At 64.6% G+C, this 23500-nt stretch carries 24 protein-coding genes; 3 read left to right on the top strand and 21 right to left on the bottom strand.

The window, feature by feature from the left end; genetic code table 11:
- Positions 1–45: 45 nt before the first annotated feature.
- From PU724_RS22390 to PU724_RS22370, 5 genes are all read right to left on the bottom strand, one after another.
- The gene (locus tag PU724_RS22390; RefSeq protein WP_354422910.1) at positions 46–846 is read right to left on the bottom strand and encodes a SapC family protein; all 801 of its coding nucleotides are present in this window, start codon (positions 844–846) and stop codon (positions 46–48) included.
- Positions 846–1058, bottom strand: a complete 213-nt coding sequence (locus PU724_RS22385) for a hypothetical protein (protein WP_354422912.1) — start codon at positions 1056–1058, stop codon at positions 846–848. The genes PU724_RS22390 and PU724_RS22385 overlap by 1 nt, the downstream gene beginning before the upstream one ends.
- Positions 1059–1120: 62 nt before the next feature.
- Positions 1121–2452 carry an HlyD family type I secretion periplasmic adaptor subunit gene (locus PU724_RS22380; RefSeq protein ID WP_354422914.1) on the bottom strand — a complete coding sequence of 444 codons (1332 nt, stop codon included), beginning with the start codon at positions 2450–2452 and terminating at the stop codon, positions 1121–1123.
- Positions 2449–4398, bottom strand: coding sequence for a type I secretion system permease/ATPase (locus PU724_RS22375; RefSeq protein ID WP_354422915.1), 1950 nt, complete (start codon positions 4396–4398; stop codon positions 2449–2451). Before PU724_RS22375 ends, PU724_RS22380 begins: the two co-directional genes overlap by 4 nt.
- 184 nt (positions 4399–4582) lie before the next feature.
- Positions 4583–6667: a DUF5801 repeats-in-toxin domain-containing protein gene (locus tag PU724_RS22370; protein WP_354422916.1), complete on the bottom strand. Its 2085-nt coding sequence runs from the start codon at positions 6665–6667 to the stop codon at positions 4583–4585.
- 271 nt (positions 6668–6938) lie between these two features.
- On the opposite strand from PU724_RS22370, the gene PU724_RS22365 reads away from it, so the two are divergent.
- Positions 6939–7085 (top strand): hypothetical protein, encoded by a 147-nt coding sequence (locus tag PU724_RS22365; protein ID WP_426213645.1) that lies wholly within the window; start codon positions 6939–6941, stop codon positions 7083–7085.
- On the opposite strand, the gene PU724_RS22360 is transcribed toward PU724_RS22365, so the two are convergent.
- From PU724_RS22360 to PU724_RS22350, 3 genes are all read right to left on the bottom strand, one after another.
- Positions 7082–7720, bottom strand: coding sequence for a LuxR C-terminal-related transcriptional regulator (locus tag PU724_RS22360; RefSeq protein WP_354422918.1), 639 nt, complete (start codon positions 7718–7720; stop codon positions 7082–7084). The genes PU724_RS22365 and PU724_RS22360 overlap by 4 nt on opposite strands.
- Positions 7721–7927: 207 nt before the next feature.
- Entirely contained in the window at positions 7928–8536 is a 609-nt protein-coding gene (locus PU724_RS22355) for an NAD(P)-dependent oxidoreductase (RefSeq protein ID WP_354422920.1), read from the bottom strand.
- 37 nt (positions 8537–8573) lie between these two features.
- Positions 8574–9212: a DsbA family protein gene (locus PU724_RS22350; RefSeq protein WP_354422921.1), complete on the bottom strand. Its 639-nt coding sequence runs from the start codon at positions 9210–9212 to the stop codon at positions 8574–8576.
- A gap of 109 nt (positions 9213–9321) precedes the next feature.
- Here PU724_RS22350 and PU724_RS22345 point away from each other — a divergent pair, with 109 nt between their 5' ends.
- On the top strand, positions 9322–10239 hold the full coding sequence (locus PU724_RS22345; RefSeq protein ID WP_354422923.1) for a LysR family transcriptional regulator: 918 nt from the start codon (positions 9322–9324) through the stop codon (positions 10237–10239).
- Between the two features lie 106 nt (positions 10240–10345).
- Positions 10346–10615 carry a hypothetical protein gene (locus PU724_RS22340; protein ID WP_292099150.1) on the top strand — a complete coding sequence of 90 codons (270 nt, stop codon included), beginning with the start codon at positions 10346–10348 and terminating at the stop codon, positions 10613–10615.
- Positions 10616–10625: 10 nt separating this feature from the next.
- On the opposite strand, the gene PU724_RS22335 is transcribed toward PU724_RS22340, so the two are convergent.
- The 13 genes from PU724_RS22335 to PU724_RS22275 form a co-directional block, all read right to left on the bottom strand.
- Positions 10626–11711, bottom strand: a complete 1086-nt coding sequence (locus PU724_RS22335) for a Gfo/Idh/MocA family protein (RefSeq protein ID WP_354422925.1) — start codon at positions 11709–11711, stop codon at positions 10626–10628.
- A 73-nt stretch (positions 11712–11784) separates the two neighbouring features.
- Positions 11785–12549 carry an ATP-binding cassette domain-containing protein gene (locus PU724_RS22330; RefSeq protein ID WP_354422927.1) on the bottom strand — a complete coding sequence of 255 codons (765 nt, stop codon included), beginning with the start codon at positions 12547–12549 and terminating at the stop codon, positions 11785–11787.
- A complete protein-coding gene (locus PU724_RS22325) occupies positions 12546–13550 on the bottom strand; it encodes an ABC transporter permease (protein WP_127282944.1) in 1005 nt (334 codons plus the stop codon). Before PU724_RS22325 ends, PU724_RS22330 begins: the two co-directional genes overlap by 4 nt.
- A complete protein-coding gene (locus PU724_RS22320; protein ID WP_354422929.1) occupies positions 13547–14536 on the bottom strand; it encodes a sugar ABC transporter substrate-binding protein in 990 nt (329 codons plus the stop codon). The genes PU724_RS22325 and PU724_RS22320 overlap by 4 nt, the downstream gene beginning before the upstream one ends.
- A gap of 462 nt (positions 14537–14998) precedes the next feature.
- Positions 14999–16036 carry an ROK family protein gene (locus PU724_RS22315; RefSeq protein ID WP_354422990.1) on the bottom strand — a complete coding sequence of 346 codons (1038 nt, stop codon included), beginning with the start codon at positions 16034–16036 and terminating at the stop codon, positions 14999–15001.
- Positions 16036–16758, bottom strand: coding sequence for a ribulose-phosphate 3-epimerase (locus PU724_RS22310; RefSeq protein WP_354422931.1), 723 nt, complete (start codon positions 16756–16758; stop codon positions 16036–16038). Before PU724_RS22310 ends, PU724_RS22315 begins: the two co-directional genes overlap by 1 nt.
- Positions 16755–17573, bottom strand: coding sequence for an alpha/beta fold hydrolase (locus tag PU724_RS22305; RefSeq protein ID WP_354422933.1), 819 nt, complete (start codon positions 17571–17573; stop codon positions 16755–16757). Before PU724_RS22305 ends, PU724_RS22310 begins: the two co-directional genes overlap by 4 nt.
- Positions 17573–18391 (bottom strand): sugar phosphate isomerase/epimerase family protein, encoded by an 819-nt coding sequence (locus PU724_RS22300; RefSeq protein ID WP_354422935.1) that lies wholly within the window; start codon positions 18389–18391, stop codon positions 17573–17575. The genes PU724_RS22305 and PU724_RS22300 overlap by 1 nt, the downstream gene beginning before the upstream one ends.
- Entirely contained in the window at positions 18391–19467 is a 1077-nt protein-coding gene (locus PU724_RS22295) for a Gfo/Idh/MocA family protein (RefSeq protein WP_354422937.1), read from the bottom strand. Before PU724_RS22295 ends, PU724_RS22300 begins: the two co-directional genes overlap by 1 nt.
- A 4-nt stretch (positions 19468–19471) precedes the next feature.
- Positions 19472–20293: a sugar phosphate isomerase/epimerase family protein gene (locus tag PU724_RS22290; RefSeq protein ID WP_354422939.1), complete on the bottom strand. Its 822-nt coding sequence runs from the start codon at positions 20291–20293 to the stop codon at positions 19472–19474.
- Between the two features lie 62 nt (positions 20294–20355).
- A complete protein-coding gene (locus tag PU724_RS22285) occupies positions 20356–21198 on the bottom strand; it encodes a carbohydrate ABC transporter permease (protein WP_127282936.1) in 843 nt (280 codons plus the stop codon).
- Between the two features lie 5 nt (positions 21199–21203).
- Positions 21204–22100, bottom strand: coding sequence for a carbohydrate ABC transporter permease (locus PU724_RS22280; RefSeq protein ID WP_354422941.1), 897 nt, complete (start codon positions 22098–22100; stop codon positions 21204–21206).
- A 132-nt stretch (positions 22101–22232) separates the two neighbouring features.
- Entirely contained in the window at positions 22233–23480 is a 1248-nt protein-coding gene (locus PU724_RS22275) for an ABC transporter substrate-binding protein (RefSeq protein ID WP_127282934.1), read from the bottom strand.
- Positions 23481–23500 lie beyond the last annotated feature (20 nt).

The following is a 23500-nucleotide window of genomic DNA, read 5'->3' as shown; positions in this document are numbered from 1 at the left end:
CGCTTTGTACAGGACTTCGCCGGGACACGCAGGCCGCGCCGGAGCTTACTTGCGCCCGTCCTTGCGGGTCGATGCCTGATAGACCAGCGAGGTCCAGCTGTTGCTCGAGGCGAGGTGGCAATAGAGCATTCCCAGCGCGCCCGATTTCCTGAGGTCGAGGAAGGCCTCGTCGCTCAGTTTGCTGAATGCGACCTCGTCGATCACCTGGAAATCGGTGAGGTTCAGCACCTCGCCGCCCTCCAACGTCACCTTGCTCTGGCGCGGCGCAAACAGGCCGTGCGCGTCGATCTTCTCGATCATGGCCCGCGTCGCGTTGAAGTCGGCCTGGAACTGGTTGCAGAAGGCCAGCGCCTGCCTGGTCGCCTCGGTCGGCTCGGCGCCGCTGAAGAAGGGCGCGATCTTGCCGCCATCCTCGCGGAACGGCGCCAGCAGCTGGTCGATGACGCGCTCGCTGGCGCGGTCGATGCACAGCGTCAGCCGGCCGGCCGTCTTGGTCTCGTCGGCGAGGATGAAGGGATAGCGCCGCACATAGGCCGGAATGTAGTGCGGCTCGCTCCAGCGGCCGTCGGCATCGACGAAGAGGTTCTCGTTCTGGCGCACGCCGGTGATGATGACCGGCGCCTTGGCGACGCCGATGAAGACGATCGGATAGGAGCGCATCGCCGCCGGCATTTCCGATGCCACCACGGGGATGGCATGGGCGGACCGGGCGAAGGAGAAGTCGGCGCGCGCCGTCAGGCCTAGCGAGCCGTGCCGTATCGGGTTGAGCGCCTCGGGCTTCGAATAGAACAGCGGCAGCCCGGTATCCGCCGCGGCCGGTGCCGTCTGCGTCTTCAGATCACTCATCAGTATTCTCCTCTGGCGCCATCTGGGTTTAGAGCAATTCCAGGAAAAGTGTGAAACGGATTTCCGTCCGGGATTGCGGCAAGGCAAAGAGCAATTCCAAAGAAAGTGTGAAACGGTTTTCCGTCCGGGATTGCGGCAAGGCAAGAAATAGAGCGGCTCAGCGTTTCCGCGAAACGATGAACCGCTCCGGTGACCCGAAAGGCGGTGACCATGCCGGCCTCGTTGGCGGAAGCCGCGATTGAATGAGTCACGAACCGAGGCCAGTGTCCGGCGGCTATTTTTCCCGCATCGCCCGGCGGAAGTTCTGCGTGATCGGCTCGGCGATGTAGGAAAGCACGGTGCGGGCGCCTGTCCGGATCATCGCCTCGCTCGACATGCCGGGCAAGAGCTTGCGGCCCTCCAGCTTGGCGAGCTCGTTTCTGTCGATCAGCACGGTGGCGGCGAAATACGGTGCCCCGCTGCGCTCCTCCGTCATGCGGTCGGCCGACACGACCTCGACGACTCCGTCGAGCGGCGGCAGGTTGTAGCGGGCGAAGGCCGGGAAGCTGACGCGCGCGGGCTGTCCGGGGGCGATCGTCTCGACATCCTCCGGTTTGACCATCGCCTCGACCACGAGCTGTTGCCCGAGCGGCACGACTGTCATCAATGTCTCGCCGGGTTTCACGACACCGCCGGCCGTGTGGACCTTCAGATCCATGACGATCCCGTCGACCGGTGCGACGACGTTGGTGCGGGCAAGCACGTCCTTGGCGGAACGCTCCCCCTGTCTGAGGTCGAACAACTCCGCCTCGACCTTGCTCAACTCCTCGACAGCCTCGTTCAGCCGCACAGTGTTGAGGTTCAGGGTCTGCATGTCGATCTCGGCCATGGCGCTTTTGGCGCGCGCGATCGCCGCGACGTTGGTGGCGCGCTCGCCTTCGATCTCGCGTTGTTGCTGCCTGAGCGACAGGTTCCGTTCGCGGGTGGTCAGCCCCTTCTTGAGCAGGCCCTCAAGGTCCTTGGTCTCGGCCTCGAGCGCCTCGATCTGCCTGCCCTCGGTGGCGACAAGCTCCTGCAGTCCCGTTATCTCTTCCTCGGTCTGGTGACGGCGCTGGGCGAGAATTCCCCGCTCGTCCTCGAGATTATGATGCTTGGCCGCGAACACGTCGCGCTGCGCGGCCACCGCGTCCCTCGCGGCCGTAGTGGGATTGGCGAGCAGCGTCGGATCGAACTCGATCTCGGCCTTGCCGTCGCGCTCGGCCCGCAGACGCGCCGCCAGCGCCTCTCGCGTCGCTATCCGGTTCTGGACCAGGTCGAGCTGCGCCTTCGCCTGCGTGTCTTCGAGCCGGAGGAGGACCTTGCCCGCCTTGACGATATCGCCGTTGGCGGCATTCAGCTCCGCGATGATGCCGCCCTCAAGGTGCTGGATGAGCTTGCGGTCGCCGGCGACCTTGATGACGCCCGGTGCCACTGCTGCGCTGTCCAACGGTGCCAGCGCCGCCCAGCCTCCGGCGACGCCGAAGAAAAGGAACATGATCGCGAATCCGGTCCATTTCAGGCCCGCGAGACGCAAGGGCACCGGTTCCAGTGCGGAGGGTGGCGCCACGGGCAACGGCACGACGGTCATAGCTGTTCTCGTTTTCCGGGTTGCGCAGCTTCTGCGTCACCCTCTCGGCCGCTTCCCTGCGGCGGCGGATCCTGACTGGCGGCAACGAGGTTGAGGTCCGGCCGCAATTTTCGTGTCGCGTACCGGCGCGCCGGCTGAGGAGCGCTGTCCTGGTTTGCGGCGATGGCCTGGTTCGACGCTATGTCCTGGTTCGCAGCGATGGCCTGGTTCGCCCCTATGGCCTGGTTCGCTGCGATGGCTGGCAACTGGCTCACCTGGCGGACGCGCGCGGCAAGTTCGCCGAAGACATAGTCGCGTGGACCGTAGAGGTCCTGTTGGCCGCGGTTGAGGACCAATATCTTGTCGACCTTGTCCATGATGTTCGGTCGGTGCGCGACCAGGATGATCGTCATGCCCGCCGCCTTGACCGCGCCAAGGGCTGAGATCAATGCCTCCTCACCCTCGCGGTCGAGGTTGGAGTTGGGCTCGTCCAGGATGAGCAGCGCCGGGTCGCCGTAGAGCGCCCGCGCCAGGCCGATGCGCTGGCGCTGCCCGCCTGACAACACCGCGCCGGATTCGCCGATCTCGGTGGCGTAACCCTTCGGCAGTCCTTTGATCAGTTCGTGAACGCCGGCCAGCTGCGCCGCCTTGACCACCTTCTTGAACACCGCCGGATTGAGCTGCGCGAAGCGGGCGATGTTTTCGGCGACCGTACCGGCGAAGAGCTCGATGTCCTGCGGCAAATAGCCGACATGCTGACCGCGGTCCTCTGCCGCCCATTGGGCGACGTCCATGCCGTCGAGCAGCGCGCGCCCGCCGGATGGACGCCAGGCGCCGGCCAGTATGCGCGCCAGGCTCGTCTTGCCGGCCGCGCTCGGGCCGATCAGCGCCATCGCCTCACCCGGCTTGAGCCGGAAGCTGATGCCTTTCAGGATGGGCTCGCCACCCTGTCGGGCGAGCACAAGATTGTCGACCTCGAACCTGCCTTTCGGTCGTGGCAGCGGCAGGGCCTGTGTGGCCTCCGGATGCTGTCCGGCGACCGCGGTGAGGCGCCGGTAGGCGGCACGCGCCCCGACCGTCGCCTTCCATGTGCCGATCGCCTGCTCGACCGGGGATAGCGCGCGACCCATCAGGATCGAGGCGGCGATCATGATGCCGGGCGAGGCCTCGTTACGAACCACCAGATAGGCGCCAAGGCCGAGTATCGCCATTTGCAGGGTCAGCCGGTGGCAACGCGCGATGGCCGCGATGACTCCGCCGCGGTTGGCGGCCAGGACCTGTCCCTGGTTTGCCTCGTCCTGCTGCGCCTTCCAACTCTCAAGCAGCGGCTTCAGCATGCCCATCGCCTGCACGACCTCGGCGTTGCGGATCGCCGCCTCGGCCTGCACGTAGGCCCGCGCCTGTGCGCTTGCGGCCTCGCTCAACGGCTTGCGGGTGAGGTATTCGTTGAGCACAGCCAACGCAAACAGCACGATGCCGCCGACCAGCGCCAACCAGCCCAGCCAGGGATGCATGAGGAATATGGCTGCGAAGAACAGCGGCGCCCAGGGCGCGTCGAGGATCGGGAAGATGCTTGGGCTGGTGAAGAAGTTGCGGACCTGATCCAGGTCGCGCAGCGGACGGGCGTTGGCATGACCGGGCGCCGAGGCCGAATATTCCACCGATGCGGTCAAGAGTACCGGCGCCAACCGCGCGTTCATCCACGATCCGACGGTGGCCAGCAGGCGCCCGCGCACCACCTCCAGCCCGGCCATCGCCGCGAGCGCCGCCGCCGCCATCAGCGACAGCATCGCCAAGGTCTCCAGGCTGTGGCTGGACAGCACGCGATGGTAGACCTGGAGCATGTAAAGCGCCCCGGTCAGCATCAGCACGTTGATGCCGGCGCTGAACCAGATAAGCGGCCGGATGGCGCGCCTGGCCTCTTTCATCACCACTTGCAGGGCAGGGGGCTGTTGGCTGGCTCTCATCATCATTTCTCTGTGCGGGAGGACATCGGAACGTCGTCCACAGCATCGTAAGTGGACACTGCAAGCCGCCGCCTTGCGCGTCGCCTAGTTTTAGTCCAGGGCCTTGATGTCTCGTGAACGACCGGTCCCCCAAGGGGGACCGGATCGCCAGGCGTTGAAGTTCTTGCAGGGTACGAGGACGCCATCAAACAATGAAGTCCTGGCTTGCGAGGATGCTCAGGTCTTGCGTGGCAGCATCGCCATCGAGATCGGTGTTTGCCAGCGTGAAGTCGAACTGCTGATCGGGAACCGGACCCTCGATGCTCGTCGAGAAGTCGAGGATGCGAACACCCGAGTTGGCACCGGGGACGTGGAACTGAACGTAGGCCGTGTCGAAGGCTTGACCACCATCGTCGTTGATACTCACGGTCTGATTACCCGTGCGCAAGCCGGTAACGGTGTCGATATTGTGATCGATCAGAACACCGGCATCGTTGTAAAGCCACGATTCTACCGTGATTGTGTTGATGTTTCCGATCCCGGCCACCGCAAAGGTTAGATTGTTGACATCAGAACCGTCCGCAGTATGGAAGGCGAAGCCCTCGTTGTTATTGATCTGCGAAGCCTGACCGCCTTTCACCCCGAATCCAACTGCATCGGGGTTAAGGTCGTCAGCCGCTACAGTCGGGCCTCCCAGTGGAGCAGTGTTGAACGGCGCAAAGTCTATCTGGGCCGCGTTCGCTGCGGGCGTAGTGTTGAAGATCAGACCGTCAAAGACGATGCTGCCGGTGTTGTCCACTGTGGGTACCGTCAAGGTCTCCTGGGGACCGCCCGACTTGACCGCATTGAAGTCGAGGGCGGACTGCTCACCCTGGGGTGTGAAGAGCACGTCGAAGGTGTAGCCCGAGTCGGTCACGTTAAGTTGGTAAAGGTCCGTATTGGTGGCCACGTCGGTGTACGTCAGCGTGGTTCCGTCGTTGGTGAGGGTCTCCGAGATGGCAGTGCCACCGAGATCGGTGTAGGCGGTGATGGTGACGTGTGAGCCGTCGGCTCCGGGATTAAGGTCGAACGTCCCTGTGTCCTGTTGACCGGCGGCCAATCCGACCTGGAACGGGTCATTATCACCAGTGATGCCGGTGAACGTCGGCCCGGCGTCCTCGAACACCAGGTGCGTCCCGAGATCCTCGTGGTTGACGACCGTCACCTCGGACGATGATGGGAACGCAACTTCGAGGTTCTCAATGCGGACGCCAGAGGTGCTCGTCTTCGTGTCGTAACTAAATCGAACGTAAATTTGATCGACACTATCCGTTGGCTCGATGGTGTAATTCTCAAAGACGGCACTGCCAGAGGGTAAGCTTACTTTGTCGGTCCCGTGGTCGATTACTAACCCATTGTCGACAGTCCACCACTCAATGTTAACGCTCTTCACGCCGCCTACGGCCTGGATGTCGAACCTGATGCCGCCGATTTCGTTCGCATCTGGAGAACCCGAGGTCCAAGCCGCGTCTTGAACCAAGAAACCCTCATTTTGATTCATCTGAGAGGCTTGACCGCCCTTCACACCGAAGCCGATGGCGTCGGGGTTCAGATCATCATTGGTTCCGGGGTTCTTGTTGATGGTCGTCGGATCAGCGACTGCACCTGTCGGGAAGATGATGCCATCAAACTTGGCGCTGTGGTTGTCAGTGGGGTCGGTTGTCGCAACCGTGAGTGTCTCCTGCGGGCTACCTGACGGGATCGCCGCGAAGTCGAGTGTCTGAAACGTCGTTACGATTTCGGTGGTCGATACATCGAGTATGATCTTGCCATCGGCAAACGACAGGATGTCGTCATCGTCAACTTTGAGAGGATCGCTGTGTTGCAGCGGTTCGTATTGAATGAGGTAAATTTGCGCCGAGGACAGATCGCTCTCGTCCAGCGCAACCGCGAACGCCAGGTCGCCGTTCGGGTCAGCGTTCCCATCCGCGTCGGCCTCGCGCCCATAAATGATGCCGCCCTCGTTGTAGAGGAAGATTGCCACACCGTCGACGGTAGAGAGGCCGCTCGGCGTGCCGTCATCGGGGATCGACAGCGCCAGATCGGTCACTCCGGTTGTGTCAAGGAGGGCGTCGTTGACAGCCACCTGCGGGAAGCCTGTCGTGGCGTCGGTACCGCCACTGATATCGGCCACGCCGAGACCTGCGAGCTTGGCGATCAGCGTCGCGTCGAGTTCGATATCATTATCATCGGTGACGGTCTGTACGCCGATCTGCTCGTCGAGAACGAGATTGTCGGTAATAGTAGCCATAATCTGCCTCCCAATTGTGATCGAGTTGTTCCAGGTTCAGCTGGAATTAGGTCAGGGCGCGCCGAAAATGGTGGATTTCGAGAACCAGAACAGAACATGCCTTAACGTATGCAAGTTCCGGAAGCGTCGAAAACACGATTGCCCGTCCGCCATGACTTGAAATGCTAGCAACCCCTAGCTGCTGAGGATCGATCTGAAATGCTGCCCTCGAACTCATTGTCCGGCTGAGGCAGAGGGCGCGTCCATTCGCGCTTCGATAGCTTTTCGGTCAATGATCGTCCTGATCGAACGATATATATCCTTCGATATACGGGCGGACGCGGGCCTGAACGCGCGGGGTCTTCGAGTCACGATGCGCAAACACATCGACGAACGCTGGCGCGCCGGCGCGATGCGCTTCAGCCAAAAAGGGGATTAGATCAGGTCGGTGTTGGGACGGTCGGAGCCTCGGCCGTGCGCCGCCCAGGCGAGCTCGGCGCGGCTGCCGAGATTGAGCTTGGCGTAGACGTGATGCAGATGCATCTTCACCGTGCCTTCGGACACGTTTAGCCTCTGCGCGATGGTCTTGTTGCGCAGGCCGCGTGACACCAGGTCGGCGATTTCCGTCTCGCGTCCGGTGAGCTTCGACAGGGGCTGCTGCTGCGGCCTGGGCATCAGCAGATGCTGGACGATCTTGTTGTCGATCCATTTCTTGCCGCTCGCCACCGCGTTCACGCATTCGACGAGGTAGCGGTGGCTGATGCCGTCCAGCAGCAGGCCGTCGGCGTCGAGCCCTTGTATGTCCCTGACGTCGAGCGCGCTGTTTGGCTGCAGGATGAAGATGATGCCGATGGCGACGTTGCGGGCTCTCAGCCGCGAGGCAAGACCGGCAGTCTGGGGGTCCGTCGTGTCGAGGCCGACGATGACAATATCGGGCCGATGGCGTTCCACTTGGGGAAGAACGTCAATAACGCGGTGGCACTCGGCGACAATCTCGTGACCGGCCTTCCGCAACACCCACTCCAGACCGGCGAGATACACCCCCCGCGGGTCCGCGACAACCACTGTCGACATGCGAACACCGTCCGTAAAAAACGCAACGAACTTTGTTTAAATACCCCAAAAATAAGGAAACCAGAGCTTTGGCCAATTGTCAAGAAATCACTAATATAGTTGCGGCTATAACCGCAACTATAGGCCATGCAAGATGGCGCCGGGAACGGCCAAGCAAGCTGCCGCGGGGCGTCGCCGCGACGACGCCCGCGGGCCTGGTCCTGACAATCAGTAGCCGACGGTGAAGCGCTGCCGGATGTGCCTCGGCGTCTCGATCTCGTCGGCCATGACGATGGCGTAGTCCTCGAAGGAGATGCTGCTGCCCTTGTCGGAGGAAAGCAGCGTATCCTTGCCGAGGCGGAACGTGCCGGTGCGCTCGCCGGCGGCGAACAGCGCCGACGGCGACAGGAAGGTCCAGTCGAGATCGCCGACCGTCCGCAGCGTGTCGAGGAAGTCGCCGCCCTTCTGCGCCTCGGCCTTGTAGATGGCCGGAAATTCCGGGGTGTCGACCAGGCGCTTGCCCGGCGCGACCTCGAGGCTGCCGGCACCGCCGACGACAAGGTAGCGCTTGACGCCGGAGGCGCGCGCGGCGGCGATCAGCGTGTCGGGATCGCTGGCGGTGAAATGCACCGAACTGACGACGGCGTCATGTCCCTGGATCAGCGCGGCGAGGCCCTCCTTGTCGAAGACGTCGCCCTTGACGGCGGTCACGCCCGGCAGCTTGGCGATCTTGTCCGGATTGCGGGCGATAGCTGTGATGGTATGGCCGCGGTCGGAGAGCTCTTTCAGGATGCGCGAGCCGGCCTGGCCGGACGCGCCGATGAGGGCGATCTTCATGTTATTTCCTTTCTGCTTGGGGGAGGGCTGGGAAGGATCACGCCGCCTGGATATGGGCGACGAGATTGTCGTAGCTGCCGAACAGCGCGTTGGCGCCGATCAGGCGCGGCGCCGCGTTGCGGATCACGGCGAGCGCGGGGACGCCATTGGCATGCAGGCGCTGGAACAGCGTGCGGCCATGGCCGACAAGGTCGCGGTGCGCGGCCAGCAACGCCGGCGTCGGCGCCTTCAGCATCTGCGCCGCGTCCGCCATGCCGACGTCGGTCAACACCGCGGCGACACCGTCCACCGTCACGATGTCGCGTCCGCCGACATAGCGGGCATGCTGGATTGCCTTCAGCGCCGCAAGCCGCTGGCGCGGGTCTTCGAGTCCGGCGGCGACGATGCCGAGGGTGGCAGCGCCGGAATCGAGCAGGGTGCCGCGAACGTTCAGCACGTTGTCGAGATAGGCCTGGCTGAAGCGCTGTCCGCTCAGCCGCTCGATGCGCTGGTCGTTCGCCCAGGCATGGGCGGCAAAGCCGGCATCCAGCGGCCGCGCGCCGGCGCCGGAGAAGAGACCGGTCGGCAGGAGCTCGAGCGCGATGCCGCTCTGCTCCAGCCTGTCCAGCATCGGCGTCGCGCCATAGCACCAGCCGCAGAGCGGGTCGAAAAGATAGGTCAGCGTCGCATCGTTCATGGCCGTCTCGTCCGGTGTCTGTCACGGATCTAGATGGCAGTTCGCCCAATTGCGAAAAACAGCGATCAATCGTACAGACTGTCTGATCAGATCAGACAATGGTTTGCCGATGGCCGAACTTCTGAACCTTAACCGGCTCGTCTATTTCACCACGGTTGTCGAAACCGGGTCCTTCACCGCGTCCGCCGACCGGCTCGACGTCGCCAAGGCGGTGGTCAGCCATCAGGTCGGCAGGCTCGAGCGGGAACTGGGCGCCACGCTGCTGCGGCGCACGACGCGGCGCGTCACGATGACGGAGGAGGGGCGGCTGTTCTACGACCGCGCCGCCATCATCCTGCGCGAGGCGGAAGCCGCCTATGGCGACATCGCGCGCAGCGCCGACAAGCCGACCGGGATGCTGCGGCTGACGGCGCCGCTCGACTATGGCGAGAAGGTCGTGGCGCCGACCATCGCAGCCTATCTCAGGAAATATCCGAGGATGCGGGTCGAAACAATCTTCGACGACGCGGTCAGCAATCTCGTCGACGAGCAGATCGATCTCGGCATCCGCGCCGGCTGGCTGGCCGATTCCAGCAATCTGGCGCGCCGCCTCGGAACCTTCCGGCAGGTCGTCGTCTCAAGTCCGGAGCTTGCGGCCAGGCTGCCGCCGGATCTGGTCCCCGGCCAGGCGAGGTCGCTGCCCTGGGTCGGCAATGTCCAACTCCGCGGTATCGGCCAATGGCTGTTCTCGAAAGACGGCGAAACGGTGCTGGCCGAGCTCAACCCGGTCGTCAACTGCGACAAGAGCCCCGGCGTCCATGCCTGCGTGCAGGCCGGCATCGGGCTCGGCATCTTTCCGGACTACAGCGTCGATGACGACATCGCCAAGGGGCGCCTGGTGCGGATGTTCGCCGACTGGACTTTGCCCACCGGCGGCATCCATGCCGTCTTTCCGCCGGCGCGCTTCAGGCCGGCCAAGGTGCGCGCCTTCGTAGAGCTTCTGGCGGCGGCCGAACGAAAGCGCGCCCGGGGCTCAAAACCGGACTGATGTCTCGACTGGTCAGCCCGGGCAGGGGGAGCAGTTCAGGGAACCTTTGTCCGGCTGGCGATTTTGGATATGGTGGAACTTCGAACCGGTTTGGAGGGGTATGCGAATGACGACGAAACGCCTTGCGATCCGCGCACTCGTTTTCGCTGTGGCTTGCGGCATGGCCGCCTCGGCCTTCGCCGGAAGCCGGGACCATCGGGCCGAATCCGAACGCTACGTCCCCGCGCATCGCGATATCATCGACATCCTGTTCGCGGGTCCGCACTACTATGACCAGCAATTGTTCACGACGGCGGCCGGGCCCTGCTCCTACGACCGGGTTGGTCCCGACGCGAATGCGCTGAACAAGATCAACGATCACCATTGCGGGAAGTAGGCGGCCAGCCTCAGCGCCCGCCGCTCTCCCTCATCTTGCCGATGATCTCCGCCATCAGCGCCAGGTCGGCGCGTGAATCCGCGAGGTCGGTCAGCGGCTTCGTGCCCTCCATGATATGGCGGTGGAAGGTTTCGAGCTCGTTGGAGAAGGCGTCGCCATAGAGCGGGCCGAAGGCCTTCGTCACCGGACCGAGCGGACCGGCTTCCGTCACCTCCAGCCGCGTCGGGAGGCTGCGGACATAGGGCGTGTCGTAGATGATGCGAACCCGCCTGGTGTTCGAGCGCACTTCGATCATGGCATCGAACAGGCCGAGGTCGTCGACCACCGCGTCATAGAGGCAGGCGAAGTGACCGTAGTCGAAGGTCACGCTGGTGTTGGCGCCGCCATTGGTGCGGTGCGCCGCCACCACGCGCTTCGGCTCGCCGAGCAGCCCGCGCATCGCCGAGATGTGATGCGAGGAGAGCGCCGTCAGCCCGCGGTAGGCGCGCACCAGGTCGGCGGAGGCATCCTGCCCCACCACTTCGCGGATCAGCGCGTCCCGCTCCCCGCCGCCGCGCGCCAGAATCGCCGGGTCGATGTCGGTGGGATAAAGGACGTTCTGGCTCTTCTTGAGAAAATGCCGGCCTTCCGAGATCAGGTCGAAGATGCGCACATGGGTGATGTCGGCGTGGGCCGGCAATTCCTCCCGCGCCGCCAGATAGGCCGGCGCGTAGCGGCGCATGTAGCCGACGAAGATGGTCTTGCCGTAATCCTTGCTCAGCGCCAGCAATTCGTCGATCTCGCGCACGGTCAGGCAGGCGGGCTTTTCCAGCAAAATGTGCTTGTTGGCCGCGATCGCGGCGCGCACGAAGCGGCTGTGCGTATCGTCGGACGACAGCACGAACACCGCGTCGATGTCGGGCGAGGCGATCAGCGCCTCGGCGCTCTCGAACGCCTTGGCGGTCGGATATTCCGATGTGGCGAGCGACACCAGGCTCGGCGAGACGTCATGGACGCCGGCGATCACCCAGCGGTCGCGCTGGTCGGCCAGCACCGGCAGATGGATCGACTGCGCGACCTCTCCAAGACCCACAAGCCCGACACGGATCACCGCCACGGCAAACTCCCTTGCATTTCCATTCTGTCGCCGGCCACCGAGGCCCGCGTTTGACGTCACGAATGACGGGCGATCACGCCGCGCCGGTGACCAGCGCCACCAGTTCGTTGCCGGTGGTTTCGGAGGCGCGCACCGTCGCCGCCATCCGCCCGGCCCGCATCACCCAGATCTGGTCGGACAGGCGCCGCACCTGATCGAAATTGTGGCTGACCAGGATGACGCTCACCCCTTGCTCGCGCAGCCGCCGGATCAGCGCCTCGACATTGCCCGTCTCCTGCACGCCGAGTGCGGCCGTCGGCTCGTCCATGACGACGAGCTTGGCGCCGGAGCCGGCGGCGCGGCAGATCGAGATCGCCTGCCTTTGCCCGCCCGACAGGCGCCGCACGCGCTGCGTCACTGAAGGCACGTTGATCGACAGGCGCGACAGCATGGCGCGTGCCTGCGCCTTCATCGCCGCGCGGTCGAGCAGCGCGAACCGGCCGATGCGGCGCACGATCTCGCGGTTGAGGAAGAGGTTCTGCGCCACGGTCAGCTCGTCGATCAGCGCCAGGTTCTGGTGCACCGTCTCGATGCCTGCCTTGCGTGCTTCGTCCGGGTTGGAGAAGGGATGCGGCCGGCCGTCGAAGAAGATCTCGCCGCCGTCCGGCGCATGAACGCCGACCAGGCAGCGGATCAGCGTCGACTTGCCGGCGCCGTTGTCGCCGATCACGGCGGTGACCTCGCCGCGGCGGGCCTGGAAGGCGACATCGGTGAAGGCGCGGATGCCGCCGAAATGCTTGCTTAAGCCGTCGCAGGCGAGGATCGCTTCGGTCGAGGGGGTGTGATGGACGGCGCTCATTTCTGGTACCGCATGATCAGCGCCGCCAGCACCACGATGGCGCCCACGGCGAGCGGTTGATAGAAGGCTGAGACGCTGAGCAGCGTCAGCCCGTTGACCAGCGCGGTGAGCATCAGAGCGCCGATGGCGGGCCCGAGGATGCTGGCGCGGCCGCCGAACAGGCTGACGCCACCCAGCACCACGGCCGCCACCGAATTGAGGAGCAGGCTGGTGTTGATCAGCGGCTCGGCCGAGCCGATCCGCGCCACCAGGAGCAGCGAGGCGATGCCGGCGCAGAAGCCGGAAATCGTGTAGGCGGCGATCTTCACCCTGCCGGTGCGGATGCCGAGCGCCGAGGCGCTTTCGGCCTGGCCGCCGGTGGCCAGCAGATGCACGCCGAAGCGGGTGTGATAGAGCGCGATATGGGCGACGATGACGGCCGCGATCGCCACCCAGACCGGATAGCCGAACGGTCCGAACGAGCCGGAGGCCAACCGCAGCAGGAAGGTCGAGCCGACCATCGTCGGTTCGCCGCCCGACAGGATGAGGCCGAGCCCGGTGATGCCCGACAGCGTGCCCAGCGTCACCACGAAATCGGGAATTTTCCCGGCGGTGATGAGGACGCCGTTGAGGAAACCCACCGCGCTGGTGGCAAGGACGGCGAGCACGCAGGCCGCGAAAATGCCCCAGCCGGCGGCGTTGACCAGGCCGAGGATGATGGCGCCGAGCATGACGGCGGCGGCCAGCGAAAGATCGATGCCGGAGGTCGCGACGACGAAGGTCTGGCCGATCGACAGCACCACCAGGATCGCCGCGGCAAGGAGCAGCGCCTGCAGATTGGCGACGCTGAGGAAGACCGGCTGGGCGATGCCGAAGACGATGACGAGGCCGACCAGGCCGACGACCGAGGCCCAGTCGGCCCAGAAGGAAGGATCCAGGAGGAGAGCCGACAGGGAGGACCGGCTCTCCTCCGCCGCGCCCGCCGTCACTCGAGCGGGCGCGCTTTGTTCAGGTGTGCTCACTTCAACATCTCGCGGAAGGGATCGGGATATTCGCCGCCGGGCGCGGGGAAATTCTTCAGCGACGCTTCCGCATTGTCCTTATTGATCAAGAGTACCGGCGCCGGAACATTGGCGGGCAGTTCCTTGCCCTTGGCGGCAATGGCGCAAGCCTCGACGCCCATGGCGCCGACGACATACGGATATTGCGCGACGGTGGCGGTGAGCTCGCCGGCGGCGATCGATTTCAGCGCGTCGACGATGCCGTCGAGGCCGATCACCTTGACGTCCTTGCCCGAGGTCTGCACGGCGCGTTCGACGCCGAGCGCCATGACGTCGTTGGCGGCGAAGAAGCCGGCGAGATCGGGGTGCGCTGCCAGGATGTCGGTGGCCGCGGTCAGCGCCTTCTCGCGATCCCAGTCGGCGCTCACCATCACCACCACGTCGAGCTTGCCTTCGACGGCCTGCTTGAAGCCCTTGATGCGGGCGTTGGAGCCGACGTCGCCGACGATGCCGGCGACCAGCGCCACCTTGGAACCTTTCGGCACCAGCTTCAGCATCTCCTCGCCGGCCAGCACGCCGGCGGCGACGTTGTCGGTGCCGATATAGGTCGAGATGGCAAAGCCTGCCGCCTTGGCCTGTTCGGCGTCGATGGTGCTGTCGATGTTGACGATCGGCTTCTTCTTCTGGGCGACCGGCACCAGCGCCTGCACCAGGTTGGAAACGCTGATCGGGTTGACCAGGTAGCAGTCGAAATCCTGCATCGCCATGGCGGTCAGGCGGTCGGCCTGCCCGGTCGCGTCGCCCATGTTGGCGGCGGCCTGCACGGTGACGCCGACACCGTCGGCCTTGGCCTGGTCCTCGATGCCCTTCTGCATGGTCTGGAAGAACGGATTGTCGAGACCCTTCACGATCGCCCCGACTTTCGGCGCTTCTCCGGCATGCGCCGGTACGGCAAGCGTCGTTGCAAGCAGGCCCGCGCCGAGCGTCAGGCAGTTCAACATGCGCATATGTCTTCCTCCTCCGAATTTTGGTTTGCGGTTCGTTGTTCTGCGAACGGAATGCCTGACGGCGCGCAAGCGACCCAGGCGCTCGTGCTGGAGCGGTGCAGGGTGTCTTCCATGTCAGGCATGCTCCTCCCAGAGCGCTGGCCGATGTGCCCTGCCAGCATTTCCGCATGTTTTAGAAAAATTTGACACGCGTCAAGAATTAAAGTGGTGTGCAGCGTGTTTTAATGTGCTGCGGTGCGGTAGGAGACGGCTGCGCCTTCTTGTTTCGTCATCCACGGGCGGAGCGGGAACGAAGCGGACGCGCAGACCCGAGGATCCATGCCGCTCCTTGCATGCGTCGCAGCGGTGCAGAACGTATGATTCTGCAGCGCCCTGTCCCTCGAAAGTCATGGGTGTGAATCCAGGTCTCCGCGACGTCGCTTCGGTTCTGCTCTCGCCTGGAATGACGAAGAAGAGGTCTGCTCAGGCCCGCGGCGCCAGCGCTGGCTCATCCTGCCCGCCGGCGCCGCTCCTGGTCTCGTCGTTCTGCACCATCGCCAGCGCCGTGCCGGGCTCGCCCTCCCACAGGATCAGGCTGGCCGCGCCGACCAGGCCCGCCCGGTCGCCGAGTTCGGCGGGCACGATCGGCACGGCGCGGTAGGCCTGCATGGCGCGCTCCTCGACCGTCGCCCTGATCCCCGGCGCCAAAAGGTCGAAGCCATTGGAAAGGCCGCCACCCATCACGATCAGGTCCGGCGAATAGAGATGCAGAAGATTGGTGAAGCCGATGCCGAGCCATCTGGCTTCCGCCTCGACCAGTCGGCACGCGGTCGCATCGCCCGTCCGCGCGGCCTCGACGACATGGCGGGCGGAGATGTCGCCGTCCTTGGAAAGGCGCCGGAGCAGCGATCCGTCGCCGGGCGCTGTCAGCCGTGTCGCCCGGCGCCCGAGCGCGGTTCCCGAGGCGACCGCCTCGAAGCAGCCGATGGCGCCGCAGAAGCAGCGGTCGCCTTCGCCGGTGATCGTCATGTGGCCGATCTCGGCTGCCAGCCCACGCCGGCCGTGATAGATGTGGCCGTCGGCGACAACGCCGCCGCCGATGCCTGTCGAGACGGTGACGAACACCAGCGATCCGGTCCCGCGACCGGCGCCGAAGCGCCATTCGCCGAGCGCTGCCGCATTGGCGTCGTTCTCCAGCCGCACCGGCAAGCCGAACTGCCGGCTGAGGATGTCGATCAGCGGCACATTGTGCCAGCCGGCCAGAGTCGGCGGTCCGATGACGATGCCCGCCTTGGGGTCGAGCGGGCCGGGCGCGCACATGCCGATGCCGACGACCTTGGCCTGCGGGTGCTGCTTGAGCAATTTGTCCGCCAGCGTGATGATCTGGCCGATCACCGCCTCCGATCCGGCACCCGCAAGCGTCGGCGCCGAGACGCGGGCGATGACGTCGCCGCTGCGCTCGACCAGCGCGCCGCGCAGCTCCGTGCCGCCGAGATCGAAAGCGAGCGCGACCGTGTTCATCACGCGGCGGCCTTCAGCCCGTGCAGCCAGGCCATGCGCTGCGCGAGGTCGGGGTCGCCGAAGGCAAGCGAGCCAAGCACCACCGTGTCGGCGCCGGCGGCGCGCAAGCTGGGCACCGTCTCGTGGCGGATGCCGCCGTCGGCGGCAAGGATGATATCGGCCTCGCGCCCGGCCTTCCTGATCAGCGCGCGCGCCTCGATCAGGCGCGGACAGGCCTGCTCCGACAGGCTCTGGCCCTTGACGCCGATCGACGTGCCGAGAAGCGTCACGAACGCCACCTCCGCCAGGAACGGGACGATTGCCGGAACAGGCGTTTCCAGCCGCAGCACGACGCCGGCCTCGGCGCCGAGTTCACGCGCCAGCCGCACGGCGCGCAGGCCCGCCTCGCCATTCTCGGCATGGATGGTGACGAGGTCGGCGCCGGCCTCGATGAACTGGCGCGTCTGCGCCTCGACGATCTCGGCCTCGACCATCAGATGCACATGGATCGGCTTCGCCGTCAGCCTGGCGATGCGCGCCACGAGGTCGGGGAAGAACAGGAAGCCGGGGGTGAAGCGGGCGTCCGCGACGTCGATGTGATGCAGGTCGGCATAGGCTTCGATGCGCTTCAGGTCGCGCTCCATATTGGCGAGGTCGGCCGACCACAGCGAGAATTCGCCGAGCAGCCTGTTGCGCGGCAGGGCGGCGATTGCGGCGGGGCCGGAGAGGGATTTGCTGGTCATGACGGAATGAGGCTCCGGACTTTCGAGTGGGACTGGAGGAACGTGGTGATCTCAGTGTGCAACTCACTGAAATGCTGCTTGCTGTCGCGGGCCTTGGGTGTGACCTCGGCGAAAACCGCGTTGGGCATCGTGGCGGCAAGCGTGTAGGCGCTCGACAGCGGATGGACAGTGTCCATGGCGTTGCCGACGAACAGCGCCGGAATGGCGAGCGCGGCCACTTCGTGTTGCGAAACACCCGGTCCGTCGGCGGCAATATTGGCCAGCACCTGCGCGAAGGCCTTGGCGTCGGGCCGGTCGAAATAGCCGAGCAGCGAGGAAAGATTGTCGGGCGCCTCGTGATAGAGGCGCGTGGCCGTCGCCGTTTGCGCGAAGATCGTCCTTGCCTTGTCGGGCCCATGCTCGAGGATCAGTTCGGCGACCTCGGCTATGGGCTGCATGTTCGGCGGCGCCACTGCAAAGGTCCAGGCAGGCCGCACCATGACCAGGGCGGCGACGCGTTTCGGATGGCGGCAGGCCAGCCGCAGCGCGATCCCGGCGCCCATCGAGACGCCGCCGGCAATGAAGCGGTCGAGGCCGGCCCGATCGGCGGCGGCGAGAACGTCGTCGGCGAACATGTCGAAGGAAAACGGCCGCCGCTGGCCAAGGCCGGAGCCGCCATGCCCGCGGCATTCCAGCGTGATGCGGCGGAAGCCGGCGGGGAAGGTCTGAGCGACCTGCGCCTCGCCACCGCCCAGCCCGTGCTGGAAGACGACCGCCAGACCTTCGCCGGCGTCGGTGAACCGCAGCGTGGCGCCGTCGCGAGAGAGCGTCGCCATCACACCAGCCCCTTCAGGAAACGGGCGACACCGGGTGCTTCCTCGGCGGAAAGTCCATGCGTCACCAGCGGTCCGTCGAAGCCGGCGCGCTTCAGCCGGGTGATAAAGTCGGCAAAGTCGACCACGCCGTGGCCGGCCGTGGCGAAACGGCCGTCGGCGAAACGGTCCTTGGCATGCGCCATGGCGACTTGGCCGGCCGTACGTTCGACCGCATCGGCGACGATGGCGCGCGCCTGCACGGCATCCGCCTGCTCGAAGAGGTTCGCCGGATCGAGCACGACGCGCAGCCGCTTCGAACCCATTTCGGCGATCAGGCGCGTCGCGTCGGCGGCGGAGGTGACGATGTTGGCCTGCTCGGGCTCGATGCCGAGATCGACGCCGTGGCGCTCGGCAATCTCGAGCGCCTTCTCCATCTCGCGCGCCATATCGGCCCAGGCCGAGGGGTCGGCATTGTCGGGATGATGCGCCCACTGGTCGTCGGGGTTGCGCGTTCCGGTGCAGAGCGTCACCAGCGGCGTGGAAAGCCTGGCGGCCGCCTCGATCACCAGCGCCAGCCGGCGCAAGCCGTCGTCGCGCACCGCCCTGTCCGGATGCGCCATGTTGTAGGTGCCCGACAACGCGACAAGGGCCACGCCCGAAGCCTCGGCGGCAGCCTCGATGGCCCGGATCGCCTCGACGGGAACGGCATCCGGCATCGATGGCAGGCCGGCGCAGGCGAGGTTGAACTGGGTGACCGCGAAGCCCGCATCGCGCACGGCGGCAAGCACGCCGGCCGGCTCGGTGCCCGGGAAGGTCTTGGCGAACACCCCGACCTGCATCAGACCGCTCCCGTCACGCTGGCGATCTCGACGCGCTCGCCGCTCTCGACCGAGCGGGCGATCGCCACCATGGCGCGGATCGAGGCGAGCCCGTCCTCGACATTGGCGCCGCGCATCGGCTTGGCGTCGAGCACGGTATCGGCGAGGCCTTCGATCTGGCGCCGGAAGAAGTGACCGTCGGCGCCGAGCGGCTTGCGCGAGGTGGCGTCCTTCTCGTGGAAGATGTCGACCTCGCTCGCCCGGAAATACCAGGGATTGAAGGTCTTCGCGATCACGGAGCCGTTCTCGCCATAGAGCTGGAAACCTTCGTGCCAGTCCATGCGCACGGCGACGGTGAGATCGAGATGGCCGAGCGCGCCATTGGCGAACTCGGTTTCGACGAACCAGCAATAGGCGCCGAAACGCTCGTTGAGGCGCGCCCGCACGGCGGCGATTTCGCCGGCGAGGAAGCGCGCCGTGTCGACCAGATGCGAGCCGTGCGCCAGCATGAAATATTGCCTGAGATCGGCTTTCGGGTTGCCGGCCGGCTTCCGCGCCAGCTTGCTGGTCACCGGCAGCGGTTGCACCGCGTCGGTGTTGGTGTAGCGATGCGTGGAATCGCAATACCAGGCCTTAAGCGCCAGGATCTCGCCCATCTCGTCGCGGACGAAATCGCGCGCCGCTTCCAGCGCCGGATCGAAACGCTTCATGTGCCCGACCTGCAGCACCTTGCCCGAGCGCTTGACCGCTTCGGCCAGCTTCTCGCCTTCCTCGACCGAGACGCCGATCGGCTTTTCGCATAGCACGTGCTTGCCGGCCTCCAGCGCCTTGATCGACATCGGCACGTGATAGGCATCCGACGTGGCGACGATCACCGCTTCCAGCGCGGAGTCGGCGAGCATCTCGTCAAAGTCGCCATACATCTTCTGCGGCTCATAGGTCGCGCCCATGCGCGCAAGCAGGTCGGGCGCGGCGTCGCAGATCGCGTAGAGGTCGGCGTTGCTCGCCTTCGCGCAGGATTCCAGATGCGCGAACTGCGCGATCGGCCCGCAGCCGAGCACACCGACACGAAGGCGACGGTCTTGCTTGCGGATCATCGTCTCAGGCTCCGTATCCGCGCATGGTCTGGCGGTTGGTCTTGACCGCGCCGGCAGGATCGGCGGCGGCGGTCTCAGATTCCTCCTCCAGCACCAGCCAGCCGTTGAAGTTGGGCGCCGCGCTCGCGATCTCGATCACCTTCGCCGTGTCGCATATACCCTTGCCGAGCATCGCCCAGGTGCCGCCGGCGTCGACGTCCTTCAGGTGCACGTAGCGGATGCGGTCACGGTAGGTGGTGAGCGTGTCAGCCATGTCCTTGTGGCCGCGCAATATGTGCCCGGTGTCCGGCACCCAGCCGACCAGCGAGGCGTCGAGCAGGGAAAAGATGCGGTCGTAGTCGGCGCGGTCGAAGAGCAGCGTGTTGTGGTGCGAGCTTGGATGCACCGCGACCTGGACGCCGACCTCGCGGCCGATCTCGCCGGCCTTGCTATAGAATTCCGCCGCAATGGCGAACTTGTCGTCGCGCGGCCCGTCGGAGACGACGGTCGCCGAGCCCATCGAGACAAGCGCGCCCGGAAAGGCGGCGGCAAAGTCGATCCAGCGCCTTGCGGTTTCGAGGTCGGCGCCAATCTGGTCCTTCAGCGTGAAGCCGCTCTTTGAACCGAAGGCGAAGGAGACCAGCGTCAGGCCGGTGGCCTTCAGCGCGGCGGCAAATTCCGCCGTCTTGCCGGCGTACCGGCCGATCATCGTGTCGGTGATCTCGATGCCGGCATAGCCGCCATTGGAAATGGCCTTCAGGAGATCGTCCGGGCCGCCGGCAAAACGGTCTCCGAGCATTTCCCAGGTGAAGGTCTGGCAGCCGACTTTGAGGTCTTTCACGTTCATCCTTTCAATCCTTGACACCGCCCATTCCGTGATGTCGCTTTGCGTCTTCATGGGATGGACATCTACTTGACCGAGCCCGCGGTCATCCCGGCGAGGAAGTACCTCTGGGCGACGAGGTAGATGAGCAGGAGCGGAAGCGAGCCGAGCACGCTCATCGCCATCATCTGGTTCCATTCGAAAGCGTGCTGCCCCATCAACAGCTGGATGCCGATCGGGACGGTGCGCATGGATGTCGACTTCGTCAGCGTCAGCGCGAAGAGGAACTCGTTCCAGCACAACAGGAAGGTATAGACCGAGGTCGCCACGATGCCGGGAAGCGAGATCGGGACGATCACCCGCCAGAGCGCCGTCCAACTGCTGCCGCCGTCGACGGCGACGGCCTCGTCGAGATCGCGCGGCAAGGTGTTGAGATACCCGGTCATCAGCAGGATCGCGTAGGGCAGCGTGAACACCAGATAGGTCACGATCAGCGCGATATAGGTGTCGAAGATGCCATACGAGACGACGAGCCCGAAGAAGGGGATCAGAAGCGTGATCGGCGGAATCGTCTGCGTGCTGATGATGAGCGTGTTCAGGCTGCCCTTGCCGCGGAAGTTGAAGCGACTGAACCCATAGGCTGCCAGCAACGCGATCAGCACCGTCAGCACGGTCACCGCTCCGGCCACGAAGTAGCTGTTGAAGAAGAAGCGCAGCTTCACCGGATCGCCAAGGATGGCCGCATACGCTTCCAGCGTGAACGCCTTCGGCAGGATGGTTGGCGGCAGGGCAAAGATTTCGGTATTCGATTTGAACGAACTGCTCAGCATCCAGTAGATCGGGAATGCCGCGAAAAACAGCCCGGCGGCAAGCGCGACATGCAGCGCGACGGTGATCAGCCGGTCTTTCGGCGTGTGCCTTTTCCTCATGGTGACTACCGAGCCTTCTGATAGCGGATGTAGAACAGCGTCAGGCCAAGAGAGATCAGCAGGATGATCACGGCGCTCGCCGCCGCCTGGGACAGGTTGTAGCTCGAGAACGCCAGCTTGTAGGTGTAGGTGCTCAGCACCTCGGTCGAGTAGATCGGACCGCCGCCCGTCGTTATCCAGATCAACGGGAAGACCTGCATGGTCCAGATGAAATCGAGCAGCGAGATGCTGATGATGATCGGCATCAACTGCGGAATGGTGATGAAGATCAGCTTCTGGTAGGCCTTCGCGCCGTCGATATCGGCGGCCTCGTAGAAATCCTTGGGAATGCCCTGCAGACCCGCGAGCAGGCTGACCATGAAAAGCGGGTAGCCCGCCCAGATATTGGCGAAGGTGACGGCGTGCAGCGCCGTCTCGGGCGAGGAAAACCACTCGACCTTGGAACCGATGATGCCCAATTGCATGAGGATGCTGTTCACGACGCCGTTGGGCTCGAGCAGCAGGCGCCAGATCACCGCGATGATGACGGCGGTGAACAGCCAGGGCAGGATGTAGAGCACGCGCAGGATATTGCGCAGCGTCGGATTGATGCGGTCGCTGTTCAGCATGAGCGCGAAGATCATGCCGATGGTCATGTGGAAGACGACGCTCATGCAGGTGAAGTAGAGCGTGTGCCACAGCGAAGCCCAGAACACGGGATCGGCAAAGATCGCCTGGTAGTGTTTCAGTCCGGCAAAGGAAGGGTCGCGCCGCAGCACCGCGCTGTTCTGGAACGAATAGCCAATCACCGTCACCATCGGCAGCAGCATCAGCAGGCCGATGATGATGAGCGAGGGCGACAGGTAGAGATAGGGTGCGACCGCTCGTTTCAGCCTATGGTGGGAGCGCTTCTGCGGGGTCATATGCCAACCTTGGGATACGCCTTCAAGAGAAGGGGAGCTTCGGAAACGGGTCCGTCTCGCATTGCCGATGCGTTGTTGCCGGGAGGCCTGCCCGAAGTCAGGCCGCCCGGTAGAGATCGCAAAACAGGCCGATCAGAATTTCGCCATCCAGCCCTTTTGAGCGTTGGCTGCGGCTTCTTCCGGAGATTGTTCGCCGGCGAGCATCTTCTGGGCTTGCACGTCGAACTGGGTCATCAGGTCTTCCGCCACCGGCAGGCCCGTGAACTCATTGGCAAGATAGCCGGTCTTGAAGATTTCGAAAGCCTTGCCGAAAGCCTTGTCGGAGGTCACGAAATCTGGCTTGGCGTTGACGTTGCCGGGGAAGGCGTTGGCAAGCGACACGAGCTTGGCGTTCACCTTTTCACTCATCAGATACTGGACGAGTTTCCAGGCCTCTTCCTGATGTTTCGAGCCCGCGGAGATGCCGATGCCCCAGGAGGCGTATGGCAGGCCGCGCTTGCCGTCGTAGTTTTCCACGACCGGGACCGGGATCAGGTCGAAGTTCAGATTGGGATTGCGTTTGCGGATGAGGTTCACATGCGCGAGCGAGTCGATCATCATCCCGACCCGGTCGTTGACGAATTCCTCGACCTTTTCCTGTTCGGTTTTGGTGGCGATGCCGGGCGAGATGGTGCCCGCGTCATTGAGCGATTTGACGAAGGTCAGCATATCCACCACCGGCTTGGCCTCGAGAGCGGGCTTGCCGTCCGCCATCATCGATTGACCCGACGCCCAGACCCACGACATCATGTCGTTCTGGACACCGGACGGCGTCTGCAGCGACAGCGGCAACACCCAGCCATACTGGTTCTTGTCGGCCTGGGTCATCTTCTTGGCGGCTTCGAGGAACTCCGCGCGGGTCGACGGCAGCTTGCTGACGCCCGCCTTGGCTGCGAGGTCCAAATTCACGAAGACCGGATAGACGAACGAAGCCACGGGAAACATCACCGCTTTGCCGTCCACCTTGATGATGTCCGCGACCTGGGCTTTGTCGAAGCCGCTCGCATCCATCATCGGGTTCATGTCGGCCAGCGCGTTCTGCGCGTTCAGATTGTTGACCCAGGCGCCGTCGAGACCAACGACGTCGCTAAGCGTTCCCGTCGCAGCACCAACCGAGATCTGGTCTCGCGTGGTCGCATAGGGGCCGCTGACCAGCGTCACCTTGATCCCGGGATTCGCGGCCTCGAATTCGTCCATGATTTTCCGCAAGGAGCCGGCGGGCAGCTCTGGCTCCCACCACTGCGTGAATTCCAGCGTCGTGTCCGCCATGGCGCCGGTTGCGCCAAGCAGCCATGCGGCCGCTGCCATTTTCAGCACCGCGGGTCTTATCCGAAACGTCATTTTCTCCTCCTTCTTTAAGA

It is taken from the genome of Mesorhizobium abyssinicae (assembly GCF_049887195.1).
Classification (GTDB): Bacteria; Pseudomonadota; Alphaproteobacteria; order Rhizobiales; family Rhizobiaceae; genus Mesorhizobium; species Mesorhizobium abyssinicae.
This window is presented reverse-complemented; position numbering and strand designations above follow the sequence as displayed.

Bases quoted from the DNA above. Each gene is read 5' to 3' on its own strand.
- PU724_RS22295 (WP_354422937.1), bottom strand. From the start codon at position 19,467: ATGATCCGCAAGCAAGACCGTCGCCTTCGTGTCGGTGTGCTCGGCTGC.
- PU724_RS22365 (WP_426213645.1), top strand. From the start codon at position 6,939: ATGATCGTCCTGATCGAACGATATATATCCTTCGATATACGGGCGGAC.
- PU724_RS22305 (WP_354422933.1), bottom strand. From the start codon at position 17,573: ATGGCGACGCTCTCTCGCGACGGCGCCACGCTGCGGTTCACCGACGCC.
- PU724_RS22385 (WP_354422912.1), bottom strand. From the start codon at position 1,058: ATGGTCACCGCCTTTCGGGTCACCGGAGCGGTTCATCGTTTCGCGGAA.
- PU724_RS22375 (WP_354422915.1), bottom strand. From the start codon at position 4,398: ATGAGAGCCAGCCAACAGCCCCCTGCCCTGCAAGTGGTGATGAAAGAG.
- PU724_RS22340 (WP_292099150.1), top strand. From the start codon at position 10,346: ATGACGACGAAACGCCTTGCGATCCGCGCACTCGTTTTCGCTGTGGCT.
- PU724_RS22345 (WP_354422923.1), top strand. From the start codon at position 9,322: ATGGCCGAACTTCTGAACCTTAACCGGCTCGTCTATTTCACCACGGTT.
- PU724_RS22360 (WP_354422918.1), bottom strand. From the start codon at position 7,720: ATGTCGACAGTGGTTGTCGCGGACCCGCGGGGGGTGTATCTCGCCGGT.
- PU724_RS22390 (WP_354422910.1), bottom strand. From the start codon at position 846: ATGAGTGATCTGAAGACGCAGACGGCACCGGCCGCGGCGGATACCGGG.
- PU724_RS22310 (WP_354422931.1), bottom strand. From the start codon at position 16,758: ATGACCAGCAAATCCCTCTCCGGCCCCGCCGCAATCGCCGCCCTGCCG.
- PU724_RS22315 (WP_354422990.1), bottom strand. From the start codon at position 16,036: ATGAACACGGTCGCGCTCGCTTTCGATCTCGGCGGCACGGAGCTGCGC.
- PU724_RS22320 (WP_354422929.1), bottom strand. From the start codon at position 14,536: ATGCGCATGTTGAACTGCCTGACGCTCGGCGCGGGCCTGCTTGCAACG.
- PU724_RS22285 (WP_127282936.1), bottom strand. From the start codon at position 21,198: ATGAGGAAAAGGCACACGCCGAAAGACCGGCTGATCACCGTCGCGCTG.
- PU724_RS22275 (WP_127282934.1), bottom strand. From the start codon at position 23,480: ATGACGTTTCGGATAAGACCCGCGGTGCTGAAAATGGCAGCGGCCGCA.
- PU724_RS22380 (WP_354422914.1), bottom strand. From the start codon at position 2,452: ATGACCGTCGTGCCGTTGCCCGTGGCGCCACCCTCCGCACTGGAACCG.
- PU724_RS22280 (WP_354422941.1), bottom strand. From the start codon at position 22,100: ATGACCCCGCAGAAGCGCTCCCACCATAGGCTGAAACGAGCGGTCGCA.
- PU724_RS22290 (WP_354422939.1), bottom strand. From the start codon at position 20,293: ATGAACGTGAAAGACCTCAAAGTCGGCTGCCAGACCTTCACCTGGGAA.
- PU724_RS22370 (WP_354422916.1), bottom strand. From the start codon at position 6,667: ATGGCTACTATTACCGACAATCTCGTTCTCGACGAGCAGATCGGCGTA.
- PU724_RS22355 (WP_354422920.1), bottom strand. From the start codon at position 8,536: ATGAAGATCGCCCTCATCGGCGCGTCCGGCCAGGCCGGCTCGCGCATC.
- PU724_RS22300 (WP_354422935.1), bottom strand. From the start codon at position 18,391: ATGCAGGTCGGGGTGTTCGCCAAGACCTTCCCGGGCACCGAGCCGGCC.
- PU724_RS22350 (WP_354422921.1), bottom strand. From the start codon at position 9,212: ATGAACGATGCGACGCTGACCTATCTTTTCGACCCGCTCTGCGGCTGG.
- PU724_RS22330 (WP_354422927.1), bottom strand. From the start codon at position 12,549: ATGAGCGCCGTCCATCACACCCCCTCGACCGAAGCGATCCTCGCCTGC.